At 55.0% G+C, this 17,622-nt stretch carries 10 protein-coding genes; 8 read left to right on the top strand and 2 right to left on the bottom strand.

The genetic code is table 11. The features are described 5' to 3' along the window. The first annotated feature begins 181 nt into the window (after nt 1–181). Nucleotides 182–2,011, top strand: a complete 1,830-nt coding sequence (locus IEW09_RS04010) for an MFS transporter (protein WP_188552835.1) — start codon at nt 182–184, stop codon at nt 2,009–2,011. A gap of 229 nt (nt 2,012–2,240) precedes the next feature. Further along, a complete protein-coding gene (gene agaR, locus IEW09_RS04005) occupies nt 2,241–3,062 on the top strand; it encodes a transcriptional repressor AgaR (RefSeq protein WP_229739061.1) in 822 nt (273 codons plus the stop codon). 29 nt (nt 3,063–3,091) lie between these two features. On the opposite strand, the gene IEW09_RS04000 is transcribed toward agaR, so the two are convergent. Next, on the bottom strand, nt 3,092–4,858 hold the full coding sequence (locus IEW09_RS04000) for a chloride channel protein (protein ID WP_229739060.1): 1,767 nt from the start codon (nt 4,856–4,858) through the stop codon (nt 3,092–3,094). Between the two features lie 6 nt (nt 4,859–4,864). Continuing rightward, nucleotides 4,865–6,040 (bottom strand): tetratricopeptide repeat protein, encoded by a 1,176-nt coding sequence (locus IEW09_RS03995; RefSeq protein ID WP_188552834.1) that lies wholly within the window; start codon nt 6,038–6,040, stop codon nt 4,865–4,867. 645 nt (nt 6,041–6,685) lie between these two features. Between IEW09_RS03995 and IEW09_RS03990 the strand changes: the two genes are divergently transcribed. The 6 genes from IEW09_RS03990 to IEW09_RS03965 all read left to right on the top strand — a co-directional run bounded on the left by IEW09_RS03990 (nt 6,686) and on the right by IEW09_RS03965 (nt 17,574). Next, entirely contained in the window at nt 6,686–8,254 is a 1,569-nt protein-coding gene (locus IEW09_RS03990) for a hypothetical protein (protein ID WP_188552833.1), read from the top strand. A gap of 70 nt (nt 8,255–8,324) precedes the next feature. Continuing rightward, the gene (locus IEW09_RS03985) at nt 8,325–8,726 is read left to right on the top strand and encodes a hypothetical protein (protein ID WP_188552832.1); all 402 of its coding nucleotides are present in this window, start codon (nt 8,325–8,327) and stop codon (nt 8,724–8,726) included. After that, a complete protein-coding gene (locus IEW09_RS03980) occupies nt 8,726–9,418 on the top strand; it encodes a C39 family peptidase (protein WP_188552831.1) in 693 nt (230 codons plus the stop codon). The genes IEW09_RS03985 and IEW09_RS03980 overlap by 1 nt, the downstream gene beginning before the upstream one ends. Before the next feature lie 16 nt (nt 9,419–9,434). Next, entirely contained in the window at nt 9,435–10,712 is a 1,278-nt protein-coding gene (locus tag IEW09_RS03975; RefSeq protein WP_188552830.1) for a transporter, read from the top strand. A 444-nt stretch (nt 10,713–11,156) separates the two neighbouring features. Then, on the top strand, nt 11,157–12,992 hold the full coding sequence (locus IEW09_RS03970) for an ABC transporter ATP-binding protein (RefSeq protein WP_188552829.1): 1,836 nt from the start codon (nt 11,157–11,159) through the stop codon (nt 12,990–12,992). A gap of 85 nt (nt 12,993–13,077) precedes the next feature. After that, nucleotides 13,078–17,574 carry a glucoamylase family protein gene (locus tag IEW09_RS03965; RefSeq protein WP_188552828.1) on the top strand — a complete coding sequence of 1,499 codons (4,497 nt, stop codon included), beginning with the start codon at nt 13,078–13,080 and terminating at the stop codon, nt 17,572–17,574. Nucleotides 17,575–17,622 lie beyond the last annotated feature (48 nt).

Genomic DNA, 17,622 nt, shown 5'->3' with positions numbered 1-17,622 from the left:
AATAGCACATAAAACATAATATAAAGAAATAGACATCTCATGCCGAAACCAATGATGATGGCTTCATCTTCTGCGCACTCTCTCCTATGAATACGGTGAGCCTGCAAAACATAGAAGGAAGATTGCCCGCTCATGACATGATCGATAGTTAAAGGTTAGGCACACAGCTTTTGGAGAGTTCATGCCGAATTACATTCCCAGCAAAAGCGATTCCCCCTCGGCCCCCGACGCACATGCAGGTTATGGCCGATTTCTACTCATGGTTGCCGGCCTTGGAGGCCTTCTCTATGGAGTGGATGTAGGCATCATTGGGGGAGCTTTACCTTATCTCGAGGCCACCTCCGGGCTCAACGCCGGGCAGCTCTCGATCATCGTAGCGGCAGTGTTGCTGGGAAGTGTCTTCTCAACCCTGTTCGCCGGGATTCTCGCCGACTGGATGGGACGTCGTCCCCTGATGATCTTGAGCGGGATAGCGTTTGTACTCAGCATCCCGATCATCGCGCTCTCGCATGGCTACGGTCCGTTGTTTTTTGGGCGTCTACTGCAAGGCATCAGCGGTGGGCTAATCGGCATCGTTGTTCCTCTGTATCTTGCCGAATGCCTCTCTGCCTCAAATCGCGGCAAAGGAACGGGTGTCTTTCAATGGCTGCTTACGCTGGGAATCGTGGCGGCTGCACTGATCGGCATCTACTATAGCTACCGCGTCGAAGCAGTGGCGCGGGCATCGAGTGCCGCTGCCCTGTTTGCCTTCAAAGACCAGGCCTGGCGACGCATCTTCTGGCTCTCGCTCCCTCCCGGCGTCCTTTTTGTTCTGGGCAGCATCTTCGTGTCGGAATCTCCTCGTTGGCTCTTCCGCCAAGGCAAGTATGAAGCTGCGAAGGCGGCGCTGCTGCGTTCGCGCTCAGAGGAGCAGGCCAATATAGAGATGGAGGAGATGCGCGCAATTGCCGCTCCAGACACGCAGTCCGTCGGCGGGAGAAAGGCGGCTGGCTCGTTGCTACAGCGGAGATATGTCGTTCCCTTCCTGCTGGCCTGCGTCATTCTCTTCTGCAATACGGCAACCGGCGTCAACTCCATCATTGGATACAACACCGGCATCCTGCTCCAGAGCGGCCTCTCCGACCTTTCGGCTCACTGGGGTTATGTGATCTTTACCATCGTCAACTTCATCATGACGATGATCGGCATGTCGCTCGTCGATAAGGTGGGGCGGAAGATCCTCTTCATCATCGGAACGGCAGGCATCATCTTCTCGCTCACCAGCGTCGGTCTCCTCTTTCTGCGGTCGGAAAAGGTCAGCGTGGACCGCAGCAGCGCCGTTCAGGCGATGATCCAGCCCGACCAGACGCTATCCTTAAAGTTCACGCCTGACGTGGCGCAGCAACTTCTCTCCGTCGGCGCTCAACCAAACCGGGCATTGGACAGCCATCGCGTCTCTCTGGTCGTGGTGTACTCCTGCGGCGACTTCACTGCTGCGACAAACTTTGTCCGCTCCGACGACGAAACGGCTCCGCTGACAGTCTCCCGCGGCGATTGTCTCCCGCTGAACAAATTCGACGCGTTCCTCAAAAATCCCTTTGCCGATCTCGACACCGCACGTTCAGCACCGCTAAAGATCGACCATGCCCTTATCAGCGATGTTCCCCAAAAGCAGCATGGCTGGCTCGTTGCATTGGGGCTTTATCTCTTTATGGGCTTTTATGCCGTGGGACCCGGCGTATGTGTCTGGCTTGCACTTACCGAGCTGATGCCGACCCGCATCCGCTCCAACGGCATGAGCATCGCCCTTGTGATTAACCAGCTCGTCTCAACAATTCTTGCCGGTATCTTCCTTCCCTTTGTCAGCAAATACGGATATTCAACAATGTTCTTTGTCTTTGCCGGCTTTACGATCATCTATATTCTGACCGTCGCCATCTTCCTGCCTGAGACAAAAGGAAAGACCTTGGAAGAAATTGAAGGGTACTTTGAAGCAAAAGGAAAGCAAGGAAAACCGTTACCTTCGGCCTAGTCGCCATTGCATCCAAATAACTTGCGCTGAGCTAACTTCCAGCGACGACTTCCGTGTCGCTGGACCAAAATCTGTTCTGATATAAAAGGAAAGTCTTTGAATCGATCAACCTAGAATCGATCAAAGGCAATGACTGCTATCTGCTGGAATCTCTGCAGTTCGTTGAAGTCACTGCGAAGAATCAAACGCTCAGGAAGGTACATGGGCATTCGAGATGAAGACTCTAAACATGAAGACAAAAAACCGGGCACACGACACGCAATCGGACTCCAGCAATGACACCAACAAGATGTTGATCGGTGAGCGCCGGCAGCACATCCTGTCGCTCATCCATCGCGACGGGCGAGTTCTGGTATCCGAGTTGTCGGAGTCTCTCGGCATCTCGCCGATCACCATTCGGAAGGACCTCGACCATCTTGAGTCTCATGGCCTGGCCCAGCGAACCCACGGCGGAGCACTTTCTCCCCAGGGCAGCACCATGACCGACCCTTCCTTGAAGGAGAAGGAACACCACCAGATCAAAGAAAAACAACGCATCGCTGCGGCCGCCGTCAAGATGGTGAAAAACGGGCAGTGCATCCTTCTCGATTCAGGTACTACGGTTACAACCATTGCCCGCTCGCTCCGCGAGTTCTCGAACCTGACTATTGTCACCAATGCCGTGAATATAGCGGCAGAACTAAGCGATACCAACTTCGAAATCATTCTCACCGGAGGAACGCTGCGCAAAAACTCGTTCTCTCTGGTTGGCCCCATGGCGGAAGATATGTTGATGCAGATACGCGCCGACATTCTCTTTCTAGCGGTCGATGGGTTCGACCCGAAGATCGGCATCACCACGCCCAATGTTCTGGAATCCCGAGTCAATCGGGCCATGGTCAAGGCGTCTCGCAAGGTTGTGGCGGTGTGCGATTCCACAAAGTTCGACCGCTCCAGCATGGCGTTGATCGTTCCCCCGACAGCCGTCCACACCGTCATTACCGACGATCAGATCTCTGAGGCGGACGCAGACTCACTCCGAAGCGCCGGGATTGAACTCATCATCGTGTAAGCGAAGGCCTCTTCCTGAGGTTTCCTTACCTATCGCACCTGATATCGCTTCAGCACATCAGACATGGAGACTGTTCCTTCCAACGCTCCACGCATCGCGCGGTTCGTAATTGGCAACAGCGGCCACCGTTTGAAATGCGGCAAAGTACTCGATAACGGAAGGTCAGGAAATAAGATGGGAGTCCGCTCCGTTCCCAAACTCATTTCAAGCGTAGTCATCGGATCTTCGCCGGCTTTTGCGAATATACCTTGCAGCTCCTCATACCTCGCGGCATACCAGAGTCCTTCCCTGCATTGAACGAGTACAGCCGAGGAATCTTCCATTCCGCTGTACTGCGCCATGGATTTCGCCGCATCGGCAATCATCTCCGAGCCCTGCAGAATGGGCGCAACAACCGGCTGCATCGCATCCTCGATATGCAACTCGTTCTCTTCGCGCTGTTCCTCCATCGACGGCAGGTACAACCCATCCTGATGGGTCAGCATTTCAAAGACAGGAACAGGCTGGAAGCTGCGCGAGATAACATAGGCGATCGTGTTGGCCAGAATCACCGGAACGATGATCGAGTAGTTTCCGCTAACCTCCAGCACCATAAATACCGAGGTGAGAGGCGCGCGCAGAAAGGCCGCAAAAAGTACGCCCATGCCAACCAGGGCATACGATGCAAGCGAGCCGGTGAGATGCAGGTGCGGAAAATAAAGCTTCTCAAAAGAACCGATGGCCGCTCCCAACATCGCTCCGATAAATAGTGTTGGAGCGAACATTCCGCCGGGCGTTCCGCTCGAAAACGACAGCGTCGTCGCAATGATCTTGAAGATGGCAAGAACGAGCAGCATCTTCCACGCAAACTGGGCGTGCATCGCCTGATCGATTACTTCGTACCCTGCACCCATGACCTGCGGCAGACCAAAATAGCCGATTCCACCCACCAGCAAACCCGCCAAACTGGGCTGCAACATCTGCTTCCATGCCGATTGCCTGCGCAGACGCGGCCTGAGATAACCAAGCGCCTTGGAAAAGATCAACGCTGCAATGCCGCCAAAAACACCAAGCACCGTGTAAGCGAGCAGTTCACGCGAGCTGAACGTCACCGTCGGAATGCGGAACATCGGCTCCGATCCCCAGAACGAACGCGCGACGACGACGCTCGAGACCGCAGACAAAACGATAGAACCGAGGACCGCTGCGTTCCATTGCCCGATTACCTCTTCGATAACGAACAGGATTGCAGAGATCGGAGCATTGAAAGCGGCAGCAAGACCAGCCGCAGCGCCGATGGGCGCGAAGAGCCGCAGCCGCTCGCGCGACATGCCCACGCGCCGACTGATCAACGACGCGACTCCAGCGCCGATCTGAAGCGATGGGTCTTCGGGCCCAAGAGAGTGTCCTCCACCGATGGCAAGCGCCGAAAGCACAAACTTGCCGATTACAGTGCGGAACGAGATATAGCCATTGTTGATATAGAGAGCAGCTTTGGTCTGGTTGACGCCGCTGCCACGGACCTGAGGGAAGACATACCGCGTCAACACCGCAACAATCAGACCGATAACGGCCGGGACGATGAAAAGCCTTGGCTGGTGAGGGTTGGGCGCAGAGCCGAGCAGAAGCACCTGCAGCCAATCGATAGCCATGCGAAACGAGACGACCAGCAGACCGGAGATGATGCCGATAAAGATAGAAAGCAGCAGAAAGAGCCGCTCTTCACGAGCAGGGGCAATAGCTGCCTTGTCTGCGAGCGAGAACGCGGAATCCTCTCTTCGCTCGGGCTCTTTCTCCATGAGGTTCTCTGGTTTCATCGCTCCCTATCGCTCCGCCGTCTCCGGAGATTTGGCCAGCAGTAGAAGCAAGGCATCATCGCCTGTGGCCACACCGCAAAACTGGCTGGTCTGTAGTTCGGTATCGAAGATTAATTGTTCGGCAGCATCCTGTTGCACGAGACTCCGCAAAAGCACCGAACGGGTCATCGTGACATCACCGCTTGTCCATCGCAATTTAAGCTGCTGCAACAACGGAGGCAGTCCGTTGCTCGCATCGAATTGAGCGATGCAACCATCGAAGCGCTTCTTCGCGATAACACCGTCCTCAACCAGGCGGTCGACTCGCTCCACCGGCCGCAGCTTGCTCGACGGTCTCAGCTCGAGAATCCGCTTCGAGTTTGCAAGCATGACAGCCAGGTCCCCCGACACGTTCTCTTCCTTCTCGGGAGATGCCTTTGCTTCGATTGCGCGCTCGAGCAAGGAATGAGCGATCGCAAAATTGCCCAAACTATAAGCAGCGCGCCCCGCGCCTTCCAGCGCCGTCTGGTTCTTTGGATCGTCCTGAAGCGCCTTCTTGTAGTAGTTAAAGCCATTGGCAATATCACCAGTCTGCACCAGCAGGCTGGCCAACGTAATGTTGAGCTTTGGATCGCTCGGTGAATTGCCCGCAGCGATCAACAACTCGATGCGGGCAGCGTTGAAGTCCTTCTGCGCAATCAGATAACGCGCCAGCTCCAGTCGAACCTCGCGCCTGCGCACGACGCCATCGCCTTCCCATGTGCCATAAATGGATGCCCTGTAATACTTGATGGCATCTTTCGGATCATTCTTTGTGGCCGAGAGCCGCGCCAGCTCCAGATTAATAAAGCCGTCTCCCGGCTGCGTCACCCACAAATTCATGAAGTAGTTGGATGCTTCCTCTGTATGTCCAGCATTGGCCAACGCTTGCGCGAGCAGCAACTCGTACGAACGCGTGCCGGGAGCGTAGGAGAGTGCCGTTCTAAGAGCGACCATCGCCTGCTCAGGCTTGCCTGCATCGAGCGCCGCCTTGCCCCGGCCTGACCAACGCACTGCCAGATCCTCTCGATGCGTGGTGAATGACCGGAACATGAAGAGTGTGAACAGAAAAAGTACAGCCGTCACAAGGATCAGGATCAAAAACGTCAGCGAATCATGGAGAAAGAGCCGTCGCTTCGCAAGCGAAACTTCAGTTTTGCTCATAATTCGTCTGCTATCCCGATTGGCGTTTCGATGCGCACAACTTTCCCCCCTTGGTTAGTCTATGACCTTTGCCAAGCTTTCGCTATTGCACAAGCATTCTACGAATTGTTAGCCGCCTTCTTGTCATAAAACACGAAAAATCTGCGAGAAAACGTCTGCAAAGGCAAAAAGTCTTCTCGTAAAAACTGCAAAGCCATGCAACATATCTCTTCGCAAAAATGCGAATCCCTTGATAAATCATACAAAAAGGATTGGAAGCACAATTGCACTAATAGGCGCGCCGCTCGTTGGCCCGGCCCACATTGAATTTGTAACCCAAGCCGCGGTTATAGCGTTGCCAAGGCTCTATTCCCCGTGAATCTGCTGCGCGTAGCGCAGCTCAGGCCCCGGTACATAAGTGCAATTACGAGGCTACGTACGAATTGGGTTGAATAGCGCGATTGAATCGATCCATCCGCGCATGATGTCTTGAATCCCGCTTACTGCCTTTACTCAGCCCCATTGGCCTCACGTCTATCAGTGCGCAGTTTGCCGGCTCTTCCATCGCGAGGAGCATCGCGGACTTGCGTCAAACTGGCTCGCGCGCAGTTCGTCTTTGCTGCGTGCACGGTCGTGTTCGTTCTCAACATGCCCATGGAGGCAGCAATGAATAAGCTTATCTGTACCTTGATCACCGCTTCAGTCTTTACTGCCGGCGCAGCATACGGCCAGGCAAAACCTCAGACCAACAACAAAGCTCCGCAGGCCATCAGTGACAGCCAGATGGATAACGTCACTGCTGGCCAGACTGACACCTCTTCTGGCAGCGCAGGAGCAATTGCAGCCAACAACTCCTCTGTCACCACCACGGACAGCAGCAGCGTCAGCCTCTCGGGCAGCGCGCTGAACGGCGCCAAGGGCGTCAACGTGGTAAGCGCTTCGGGCAGCTCTGTTGCCGACGGCGTCAACGTCTATGATGGCAGTCTCACCACCGATGCTCCGAACTCCGGCGCGACCGTCAACCAAGGCAACTCCGTTGACCAGTCCGAGACGACAGGAGCAACGCTCTCCGGCTACAAACGTGGCCAGAACAGTCAATACGAAGACACCAAGTCTTCTGATGTCACCAAGAGCAGCACGAGTTCGTCGACGATCAATGCATCTTATAACCACACCAAGACCGACAACAAATCTTACACAGAGAGCAATGCCGATACTCACAGCTCCACTTACAGCACAACCTCCAGCAAGAATGCCGCTGAGAGCGAAAGCGCCAGCAAGAGCGCTTCTTCTGCAAACATGTCGTCTGCTGCCAATAGTGGAAATAAGAGCTCAGCTACAACGGACGCTTCGTCATCGAGTGCAGCAAACACAGCAAGCAATGTGAAGTCTGCAGCAGCCAATCAAAGCGCGTCTGCAAACAAAGCAAGCAGCAGCAACGATACCGCGAGCGCCAACTCCACCTCGAACACGGCCTCGGCCGGAACAAATGGATCGTCTACGTCAGTAGGCAATTCATCGTTCAGCAATCCGTCGTCGAGTGGCGGAAGCACATCGACAACCTCGGGCAATGCAGCTAACAATCTCAGTGCATCCAAAGGTGCGTCGGCGAGCAATGGCACGAGCAATTCTTCCAGCACAGATACAGATGCATCCAACAGCGCAAGCCAGTCGGCAGCGGCCAACAACTCGGCATCGAATGTAAGTTCGGCAGCCAATAGCGCCAAGAATGCAAACTCTACCTCCAACTCGTCATCAGCCCATGCCTCACAGTGGTCGAAGTCATCGAGCAATAACAGTGCTTCGCAGAATGCTTCCGCATCGAACAGCGCAAGCAGCAGCAGCACGAATACTGCTCATAACTCCTCCTCAAATCACAGCACGAGCTCGAGCAATGACTTCTCAACCAGCACAGCAGCTACCCTTGCAACCACCGACTCAAAATCCAGCAATAGCAGCTCCGTCAAGAGCGACCACGTCGTTGATAACATCGAGGGCGCGGTTAGCTTCGACTCTGCCGCTGCGCAGAACATCGCGGTCGACGGTTCGACGGTCACTGCAAGCAACACTTCCAGCATCGATCTGTCAGGGACCGCCCAGCAGAATGCCACGGCGATCAACCTTGTCAACGCTGCCGGCAGCATGGTGGCCAACGGCGTCAACATCGCCCGCACGACCAACATGAACTCGACCCCAACCCTCAACCAGATGAATGTCATTTCGCAGACTCACTAAGACAGCCATCGGCGGTGCAGCTGAATATAAGCTGCACCGCTGCGCTGTTCGCGAGCGACGAGGAGGTCTTATGCATCGCATGTTAGTGATCGCGAGCCTGGTGCTGCTGAACCAGGCGGGCATCTCTCAGACCAGCAAAAAGCCGAAGCCGATGGACGACAGCACGCTCAGTCGTGTTACAGCAGCCGGCGTCACAGCCAATGCTTCCAATGGGGTCATCAATTTCCAGGGCCAGACTTCCACCCCGAGTGGGCTGGTTTCGAGCGTTGGCTCGCTTGCTATGCAGAGCGGCCCCAACACCGGTACCTCGGTTGGCACACTCACTCTTAACGGTAGCGCGCAGCAAAATCTCAGCTCATTGATCAACATCAACGCGGTCAACTCGAAGGTGAACGTGCTGCTGAATCTCAACGTCAATATCAACTCGACAGTCGGCACCATCATCCAGACGAACATCAATGGAAAGCACTGATGAACTTGCGCGGCCTCATTCTTAGCGCTGTCCTCATGGCTGTGGCCATGTGCCTCGGGCTGTTGGCGATCCCTACTCAAGCCCAGACCTTCACTAATATGAAGGAGACGCAGGGAAATAAACCTCTGCGCACGCTAAAAGACATACGCGACGACGGCGTCGTACACCAGCGCTGGGATATGAGCTGCGGCGCTGCGGCGTTGAGCACTATTCTCACCTACGACTTCAATGACAATACGCCCGAGGCGGCGATCGTTGTATGGATTCTGCACCGCGTCGATGCCTCTCGCGTTCGCGCTCGCGGTGGCTTTTCGTTGCTCGAGCTCAAACAGTTTGCCCAGGCACGAGGTTACACCGCCGAAGGCTTCAGCGGTATGTCGATTGAAGATCTCGCCGCTGAAGACTCCTGGGTCATCACCCCTATTCATTTCAAAACCTTCGACCACTTTGTCGTCGTCAAGGGAGTCGTAGGAGATCGCGTCATTCTTGCCGATCCAGGCTTCGGCAATGTCACAATGAAGACCACCCGCTTTGCGAATATCTGGAAGAACGGAATAGTCTTTGTCGTTCACCCTCCCGATCCTAGAATGCTGGCGCCAAAAAACGTCTCCGCAGAATCCCGTGTTATTCCCAACGAGACACTCATCTCACGCGGCATAGGAGTTGAGATCCCGGCCAACGCTCTGTATTAGGTGAAGGAGTCAAATCATGTTGCGACAGATATTGCTCCTGGGCTCGATTCTCTGCTGTGGCACGCTCTCTGTTTCGGCACAAAGCTCCTCTGCACCTGCATCCAATTCGACTGCGCCACGCCACTCTCTCACTGCGCCTCCTGCCCGAGAACCGCTCGATCCACGTATCGAACAGGCTCTGCGCGAGCGAGACGCGATCATTCGAAATCTGCTCGAGCGGGTACAGCAGCTGGAGGACCGCCTCAATGCGGTCAATACCTCTTCCAGTGCCGCAGCACATGTTGCCCGCATCGCCGAGACGACAACCGTTCCCTCCTCCGCCAGGGTAGAGGCTGTGGTCAACAATGCCACTTACGACGAGACGGAACGACGCGCCACCGAAGCGCTGGATCAGGCTCTGGTAATGCGCGGCGGCCTCTTGCTGCCTCCGGGCACGCTCGAGATCGATAACACGACCTCCTACTTCAGCGCATCCTCCGATCACGTTACGGTTGATGGGTTCGCTCTTTTGCCCATTCTTGTCGTTGGCGACATTACCTCGCAGCGCGTAAGAGAGGACATTCTACTGCCGACATTCACAACCCGCCTGGGTCTTCCTAAACGCTTCCAGATGGACTTCACTGTCCCATACGGATACATCCTGAATCGCACCGTCGACGCACTCGGCAATGAGACCTCGGCCAGCCAGTTCGGATTGGGTGATATTCAGGCAGGCGTCTCCCGCCAGTTGACCTTCGAGCATGGGCACACACCTGATCTGCTTGCCAATATTCGCTTCAAATCCGTCACTGGAACCAACTCGTACGATCTTGCCAGCAGCCAGACCAATCTCGGTTCCGGTTTCTATGCTGTGCAGGGAAACCTAACCGCCGCGAAATCGAGCGATCCAGTCGTCTTTTTCGGCAACCTCTCTTACACCGAAAATTTGGCCGGCCGGCATACCGTCCCTGCAGACGATCCGAACAATCCGGGCGCAACGATGGTCGGACACTTCCGGCCCGGCAGCTCCTACGGCTTCCAGTTGGGTTCTATTCTCGCACTCAACACTGAGACCTCCATGACTCTCGGCTGGGACCAACGCTTCACTCGCGCCACCCAGTTAAATGGTGCGACTTTGCCGGGCTCATACCTAGTTGAAGGGACTCTGAGACTCGGCACCTCTTATCTCTACGCGCCGGGTCGAACCATCGACCTGAGCTTCGGTGTAGGCCTGACTCCTGACACACCAAACCTGCAATTCTCCGTGGGACTGCCTTTCCGGTTGTCGCTGTGGAAGCCGAAGGTCGTTCGCTGAAGGTAGTTACGTCTACAGTCTCCTTTCTTAATAAGGAAGGCCCGGCAAGGATTTGCCGGGCCTTCTTGTTTAGCTTGCAACTGTTTTAAGAATAACGAATGGAATAAAACTAATTTGCAGTTTTCGAAGATTTATTTTCAGGGAGATAAGTTTCTTATAATGAGATATTTACTCGAACCAACCCAACTCATTTCGATGTCCTGGGGGCTTGACAGAAAATGCGGGCAGGCAAAATCCAGACCGCAGATCAGAGGGTAGCTTGACGCTTTAGAGAATCGTTCATGGCAGAAGCAAGAGCAAAATACAGGGGCCTCTCCACTCCGCCTGCGGCCCCGGTCGAGATGATGTGGGGGAGGGCAGGCTGAGGTTGACCAACGCATGTCGGCTCATTGGCATCACAACAGTCTATGCTCGTCGAATAAAACGAGCTTCTGATAGAACCTTATGAACGAAGCCCCCATTCATAAAAAAGTGGAAAGCCCTTGGCGCGACCGGTTGACCGCTTTGCGAAACCTGCCGCCGGTGCTTCGCATCCTGTGGAATTCAGGCCCGGCCGTCGTGATGTGGGGATTGGTTCTACGCGTCATTGTGGCTTTATTACCTCTCGCTATCACAAAGGTGGCTGCCCTCATCGTTCAGGACATTGGAGAGGTGTTGCGAGGAAGGCCGCTCTCACACAATTTCTGGATTTTGGTAGGGACAGAGGTCGGACTGAACGTTGTCTTCGGTCTGATCACCCACGCGATCGACTACTCCGACTCGCTGCTGGCTAACCGCTACACGCAATATGTCAGCGTAAAGGTAATGGAGCAAGCTTCGCGGCTTGATCTGACTACGTATGAGAACCCGGTCTTCTACGACCGGCTTGAACGGGCACGGGTGCAGGCGACCGACCGGTTGGCGATGATCCAGCAGATGGGGCGGTTATTCCAGCAGGTGATTACGACGCTCAGCTTTACCGTCGCGCTGGCATGGGCCTCACCGTGGTTAGTGTTGTTACTCGGCGTGGGTTTGCTGCCGTCGTTTCTCGGCGAGACCCATTTTGCCTTCCTCGGCTATGCCAAAAACTTTCGTCAGACGCCAGCGAAGCGGCAGATGGACTATCTTCGCCAGGTAGCGGGAAGCCGCGAAGGGGCAAAGGAGGTAAAGCTCTTTGGGCTGCACAGGTTCTTTACCGACAAGTTCGAGACGCTTGCCCGCCAGATTTATGTCGAGGATGTTGCACTCTCTCGTTCGAAGCTGATCGTGGGCGGACTGCTCGGAGTCATCGGCACGCTGGGCTACTATGGCGCTTATATCTATGTTATCTGGCGGACGCTCCAGGGTGGGCCGGAGGGATATGATCTCGGTAAGTTCATCTTCCTCACGACGTCGATTCAGCAGGCTAGTTCGAACCTGCAGCAAGTCTTCTCGACCGTCTCGGGCATCGCCGACCAGGCTTTGTTTCTTACCGACTTGATCGCCTTCTTCGAGATGGAACCCACGGTCAACTCCAATCCCGATGGCAATAAAATGCCTGTGCCGATACGGCGTGGCTTTGAGTTTCGCAATGTCTCCTTTACCTATCCGGGGACCAATCGTACCGTGCTGCATAATTTCAACTTCACGCTTTCACCGGGAGAGCGGATCGCTCTAATCGGTGAGAACGGCCAGGGAAAGACAACCGTAGTAAAGCTGATTACGCGGTTGTATGACCCAACGGAGGGCGAGATCCTGCTCGATGGGGTCAACCTGCGCGACTACTCGCTTGAAGACCTTCATCGGCACATCGGCGTTATCTTTCAAGACTTCATGCGCTTTGAGATGACGGCGAGGGAGAACATCGCTGTCGGCCGCGTCGATCAGCCGCACAGCGAGAGCGACCTTGAAGACGCAGCGCACAAGAGCCTGGCCGATGAGGTGGTGCGAAAGCTATCGGGCGGATACGACCAGATACTGGGGCGACGTTTCGAAGGCGGTGTAGAGCTATCAGGCGGCGAATGGCAGAAGATCGCGCTTGCCCGAGCCTATCTGCGAGATGCACAGCTTCTTATACTGGACGAGCCAACAGCAGCACTCGATGCACGCAGCGAGCTGGAAGTTTTTGAACGTTTTGCCGAACTAACCCTGGGTAAGATGGCGCTGCTAATCTCGCACCGCTTCTCGACAGTCCGCATGGCAGACCGAATTGTGGTTCTCTCCGGCGGACGCCTGATAGAAGAAGGAAATCACGAACAATTAATGCGTGCCGGCGGTTTGTACGCCGAAATGTTCGAAATGCAGGCTGCGAGCTACCGGTAAACGCGGCGCACTAAATCTGTCATCAGAACCTATGTCCCTGCAAGGTGTTGCAGGGACAGTTGCACCACCGATAAGGAAAAGCTTCATGTCCCTGTTCCCAAATGATTCTGACGCTGCAAGCCATCCGCCGCCAACGGCCCCTGTGCCCGATCTGCCGACGAAAGGCCTGCCGGAAAAGCCTACGATCCCTGACGAAGAGCTGCGGCAACATGCAGACACCCTTATTCGGCATCTGTCCATTGTTGCTTCGGCAACAGGTAATACCGATCTTGAAACACGCTTGGGCAAGCTAACAACTCGGCTTACTCAACATCTGGCAGCATTTCGCGAGCAGACAACGGGCATGGAGCTAACACCGCAGCTTGAAATGCTTGAGAATACGCGCGTTCTAAAAGCCGCGATCACTAGCACAAAAGGCGCGATGGATGAATTTTCGCAGCTGCCCCATGTTCGACTTCCCTCAGGAGATGTGCTGCCGCAAATTATCTTTTTGGCCGAGGGATACCTTTCAGTCGCGCGCATATGGTCGCCGGAGTCGCTCGCTGTCTACGTGCAGCAGTTCCAGCGGCGCGATCCTCTTTTGCTGCAGGAGATCACGCTTCTGCCGCAGGCACTGAAACTCGCTCAACTTGAGTTCATCCTTGATCGGGTAGACGAAGCGGTTGCAGCAGGGAAATTGCCACCTATCGAAGAATCTCCTTTCTCCGCTCCCCTTCATGGGCTGCGGCGCCTCGATCAGTGCGAGTGGAGACCTGTGCTTGAGCCATTGATTGCATTTGATTCGATTCTGCGCGAAGACCCGGCTGGGACCTTCGCAAAGATGGAAGATGAGACGCGCAGCATGTATCACCAGCGCATCGCGATGATGGCAAGCCGCGCTAACTTCAGCGAAGTCGCAACCGCGCAGGCGGCGCTTGATTTAGCACGCGAGTCGACAAAGACACCGCACCCCGATCCTCGGCTGGCCCTGCGCAGAGCACACATCGGATACTATCTCGTAGCGGAAGGCGTCGCGCAACTGCACCATCGCATTGGCTATCATCCGCCTCCGATGGAGCGGTTGCGCGCGATGGTGCGTCAAGAGAATGAAGAGTTTTACATTCTTGGCACCTTTACGCTGTCAGTACTACTCATCACTGCGATTATCCTTCCGCTGGTTCCTCATCACGACTACTGGGCAGTGATCGGCGCGTTGCTGTTTGCTCTGCTGCCGGTGACACAAGGCGCGGTCGATCTGGTCAATGGCAGCATTACGGCCTTGATGAAGGCTGAGGCTCTGCCGAAGTTGGACTTCTCAAAGGGTGTTCCCGCGGAGATGACAGCTCTGGTAATTGTTCCGACTCTTCTCATGCACGAGAAGCAGGTCAATGAGTTGTTTGAAGAGTTGGAGGCACGCTATCTGGCCAATCAAGACCAGAATATCCACTTCGGATTGCTCACCGATCTGCCAGATACAACGACGCGTCCCGTGGATGAAGACAATCATCCGTTAGTGCTGCTGGCGCTTCGTCTGGTTGATGAATTGAATGCAAAGTATGCCGAACAGCAGGGAGGCTCCTTTTTTCTGTTGCATCGCCATCGCGTCTTCAATGCTCGTCAAGGAGTATGGATGGGTTGGGAGCGCAAGCGCGGAAAGCTACTCGACCTCAACAAGCTATTAGTCCATTCCTTTGATACCTTCCCGATCAAGGCAGGGCCGCTTCATCTCCTCGACCGCGTGCGCTATGTCATCACGCTCGACTCCGATACACAACTACCCCGCGGAGCGGCTGCGCGCCTGACAGGCACGATTGCACATCCGCTCAACCAGGCAATCATCGACCCCCGGCTGCGCATCGTCACGGCTGGTTACGGAATTCTGCAACCACGTGTCGGCGTAAGTGTAGGTTCAGCCTCTCGCTCACGGATGGCTGCGCTGTATTCGGGGGAAACCGGCTTCGATATCTACACGCGCGCAGTCTCCGATGCCTATCAAGATCTCTTTGGAGAAGGCATCTTTACAGGCAAGGGGATCTACGAGGTCTCCGTGCTGCATGAGCTGCTGGAAAATCGATTTCCAAACAATGCGCTGCTCTCGCACGACCTGATCGAAGGAGCCTATGTACGTGCGGGACTGGCCACGGATATCGAGGTTATCGACGATTATCCGTCGCACTATTCTGCCCACACACGTCGTAAGCACCGTTGGCTCCGTGGCGATTGGCAGATCATGCGTTGGCTCTTCAGCCCAGTACCCGATGGGCTGGGCCGGTCTGTCGTCAATCCCATCAGCACCATCTCACGCTGGAAGATCTTCGATAATCTGCGTCGTAGTTTAATTGAGCCGGTCACATTTCTCCTGTTTCTCTTTGGATGGTTCTTCCTTCCTGGCGGCCCTATTTACTGGACGATCGCAACGCTGATCGTTCTTCTGCTTCCTGGGCTGGTTCAGCTCGGCTTCAACTTCAGCAGGGCCGTATCGAGTGCAAGCATTGTTGCAATCAAGGGAAGCTTCTCCACCTTTGCCGCGTCGTTTGGCATCACCATCCTGAACCTCATCTTCCTTCCGCATCACATGCTGCTCTCGCTGGATGCGATTGTGCGCTCGTTGAATCGAACGCTGATCTCGGGCAGGAATCTGCTGGATTGGGAGACGGCAGCTCAGGCAGAGGCGGGGACATCGGCAAGTTCGCTCGATAGCTATCTCAACTTATCGCCAGTAATTGCACTGCTCATTGCGGGAGCTCTTGCGTGGGTTCATCCTCATGCACTTCTCGCAGCGGCACCCGTGTTGATCCTCTGGGCGCTCGCTCCTGTTGCCGTGTTCTGGCTCGATTCCCCACCGCGCCGCGTCGAAGGCCCGCTATCCATAGAAGATAGATCGTTTCTACACAACCAGGCATTGCATATCTGGCGATATTTTTCTGAGTTCGGCGATAAAGAGAACCATTGGCTCATTCCAGACAACGTGGAGGAAGAGGGAACACTCCAGGTCCGTACGCTCTCACCTACCAATCTGGGCATGCTTCTCAACGCACGGCAGACAGCTTATGAGTTCGGGTTTATTACTCTTCCAGAATTTGCCACGCAAACACTAGGAACGCTGGAAACCTATAACAGGCTCGAAAAACATCGTGGACATATCTATAACTGGTACAACATCGAAACCCTGCAGCCCATTGCACCAAAGGTTGTCTCCACGGTAGATAGCGGTAACCTTGCAGCCTCCTTCTATACCCTGCACGCCGGTTCGCTCGATCTGCTGAAGCGTCCCCTGCTCAATCCAAATACCTTTACATCTTTAGACAAGATGCTCCATGGCGAGTTTGGCACGGGCCATCATCGTCACAGAGAGAAGCACCGTCAAACCGGCAGCTTAGAGACGATACAGGAGCTGGTTCGTAGAGTGATGGAAGAACCGTTGCCTTCTTCGAATACCGAGGCTGGATCGCAGGGGTGGGTCGCGGAAGAGGCCTTGCGTCGGCGGCACGCTGTGATCCAGTTCGTTGAAGAATATACGCCGTGGTTGCTTCCTCGTTTTGCTCCCTTATTTGAATATTTCGGCCTGGCCGCATCCGAGAACAAGACAGATCTTCAAAACAAGCAAGACAAGCAGGTGCCAACACTGCAAACGGCAACACAGTATGTCGCTGCGCTCGAGAGACGCATCATCGATACTCCGGCTACCCATGCAGAGGGATCGAGCCTGAGCACACTCGCCGCAGAACTGCGTTCGTTGCTGCCGCAGGCACGGGAAAAGCTATCGCAGCTGAGCGCCGAGATAGCAACGATTGCCGCACGGGCCGAGCAGTGCGCCGAAGCGATGGAGTTCGGCTTTCTCCTGGTCGAGTCGCGACAGCTCTTGTCCATTGCCTATGACAGCACCACGGAAGAGATTCATTCGGCTTGCTACGATCTGCTCGCCTCAGAGGCACGCATTGCATCGCTGCTTGCTATTGCCAAGGGAGATGTGCCGCAGCAATCATGGTTCCGGCTAAGCCGGTCGCATGTGATCGTCAATGGCCGGGCCGCATTGCTCTCCTGGACCGGGACCATGTTTGAATACATGATGCCCGCGCTATGGATGCGGACTTATCCCGATACGCTGATCGCCCGTTCTCTACAGGCGGCCGTACGGATTCAGCGCGAGTATGTTCGCGATATTCCATGGGGCATCTCAGAGTCAGGCTTTGCAGAAACCGAGGCCTCGGGCCGCTATCGATATCAGGCATGGGGAATCCCATCGCTTGCGCTTAAGTACGGCGCAGAAGATGGGCCAGTCATCTCTCCCTACTCCACCTATCTTGCACTGACGCTATTGCGTAACGATGCTCTGAACAACCTGCGCCGTATGGTCTCGATGAATTGGACAGGTGCCTATGGCTTATATGAGGCTGCCGACTTTACGCAAGGTAAGCAACCGCGTCTGGTCCGCTCATGGATGGCCCATCACCAGGGAATGTCCCTGCTGGCAGTGGCAAATCTGCTGCACGATAACATCGTGCAGCAGTGGTTTCATGCGAATCCCTGCGTAAAAGCTACGCAGCTACTGTTGCACGAGAAGCCGCTGAGCAAAGACATGATCAATTCACTAAAGAAATAATCTGAAAGATCAGAAGACCGTTTGACGTTTGATGAGGGCACAACCTAT

This window comes from Edaphobacter dinghuensis (assembly GCF_014640335.1).
GTDB classification, from domain to species: domain Bacteria; phylum Acidobacteriota; class Terriglobia; order Terriglobales; family Acidobacteriaceae; genus Edaphobacter; species Edaphobacter dinghuensis.
This window is presented reverse-complemented; position numbering and strand designations above follow the sequence as displayed.

Coding starts and splice junctions, on each gene's coding strand:
- IEW09_RS04010 (WP_188552835.1), top strand. CDS start 182: ATGCCGAATTACATTCCCAGCAAAAGCGATTCCCCCTCGGCCCCCGAC.
- agaR (WP_229739061.1), top strand. CDS start 2,241: ATGAAGACAAAAAACCGGGCACACGACACGCAATCGGACTCCAGCAAT.
- IEW09_RS04000 (WP_229739060.1), bottom strand. CDS start 4,858: ATGAAACCAGAGAACCTCATGGAGAAAGAGCCCGAGCGAAGAGAGGAT.
- IEW09_RS03995 (WP_188552834.1), bottom strand. CDS start 6,040: ATGAGCAAAACTGAAGTTTCGCTTGCGAAGCGACGGCTCTTTCTCCAT.
- IEW09_RS03990 (WP_188552833.1), top strand. CDS start 6,686: ATGAATAAGCTTATCTGTACCTTGATCACCGCTTCAGTCTTTACTGCC.
- IEW09_RS03985 (WP_188552832.1), top strand. CDS start 8,325: ATGCATCGCATGTTAGTGATCGCGAGCCTGGTGCTGCTGAACCAGGCG.
- IEW09_RS03980 (WP_188552831.1), top strand. CDS start 8,726: ATGAACTTGCGCGGCCTCATTCTTAGCGCTGTCCTCATGGCTGTGGCC.
- IEW09_RS03975 (WP_188552830.1), top strand. CDS start 9,435: ATGTTGCGACAGATATTGCTCCTGGGCTCGATTCTCTGCTGTGGCACG.
- IEW09_RS03970 (WP_188552829.1), top strand. CDS start 11,157: ATGAACGAAGCCCCCATTCATAAAAAAGTGGAAAGCCCTTGGCGCGAC.
- IEW09_RS03965 (WP_188552828.1), top strand. CDS start 13,078: ATGTCCCTGTTCCCAAATGATTCTGACGCTGCAAGCCATCCGCCGCCA.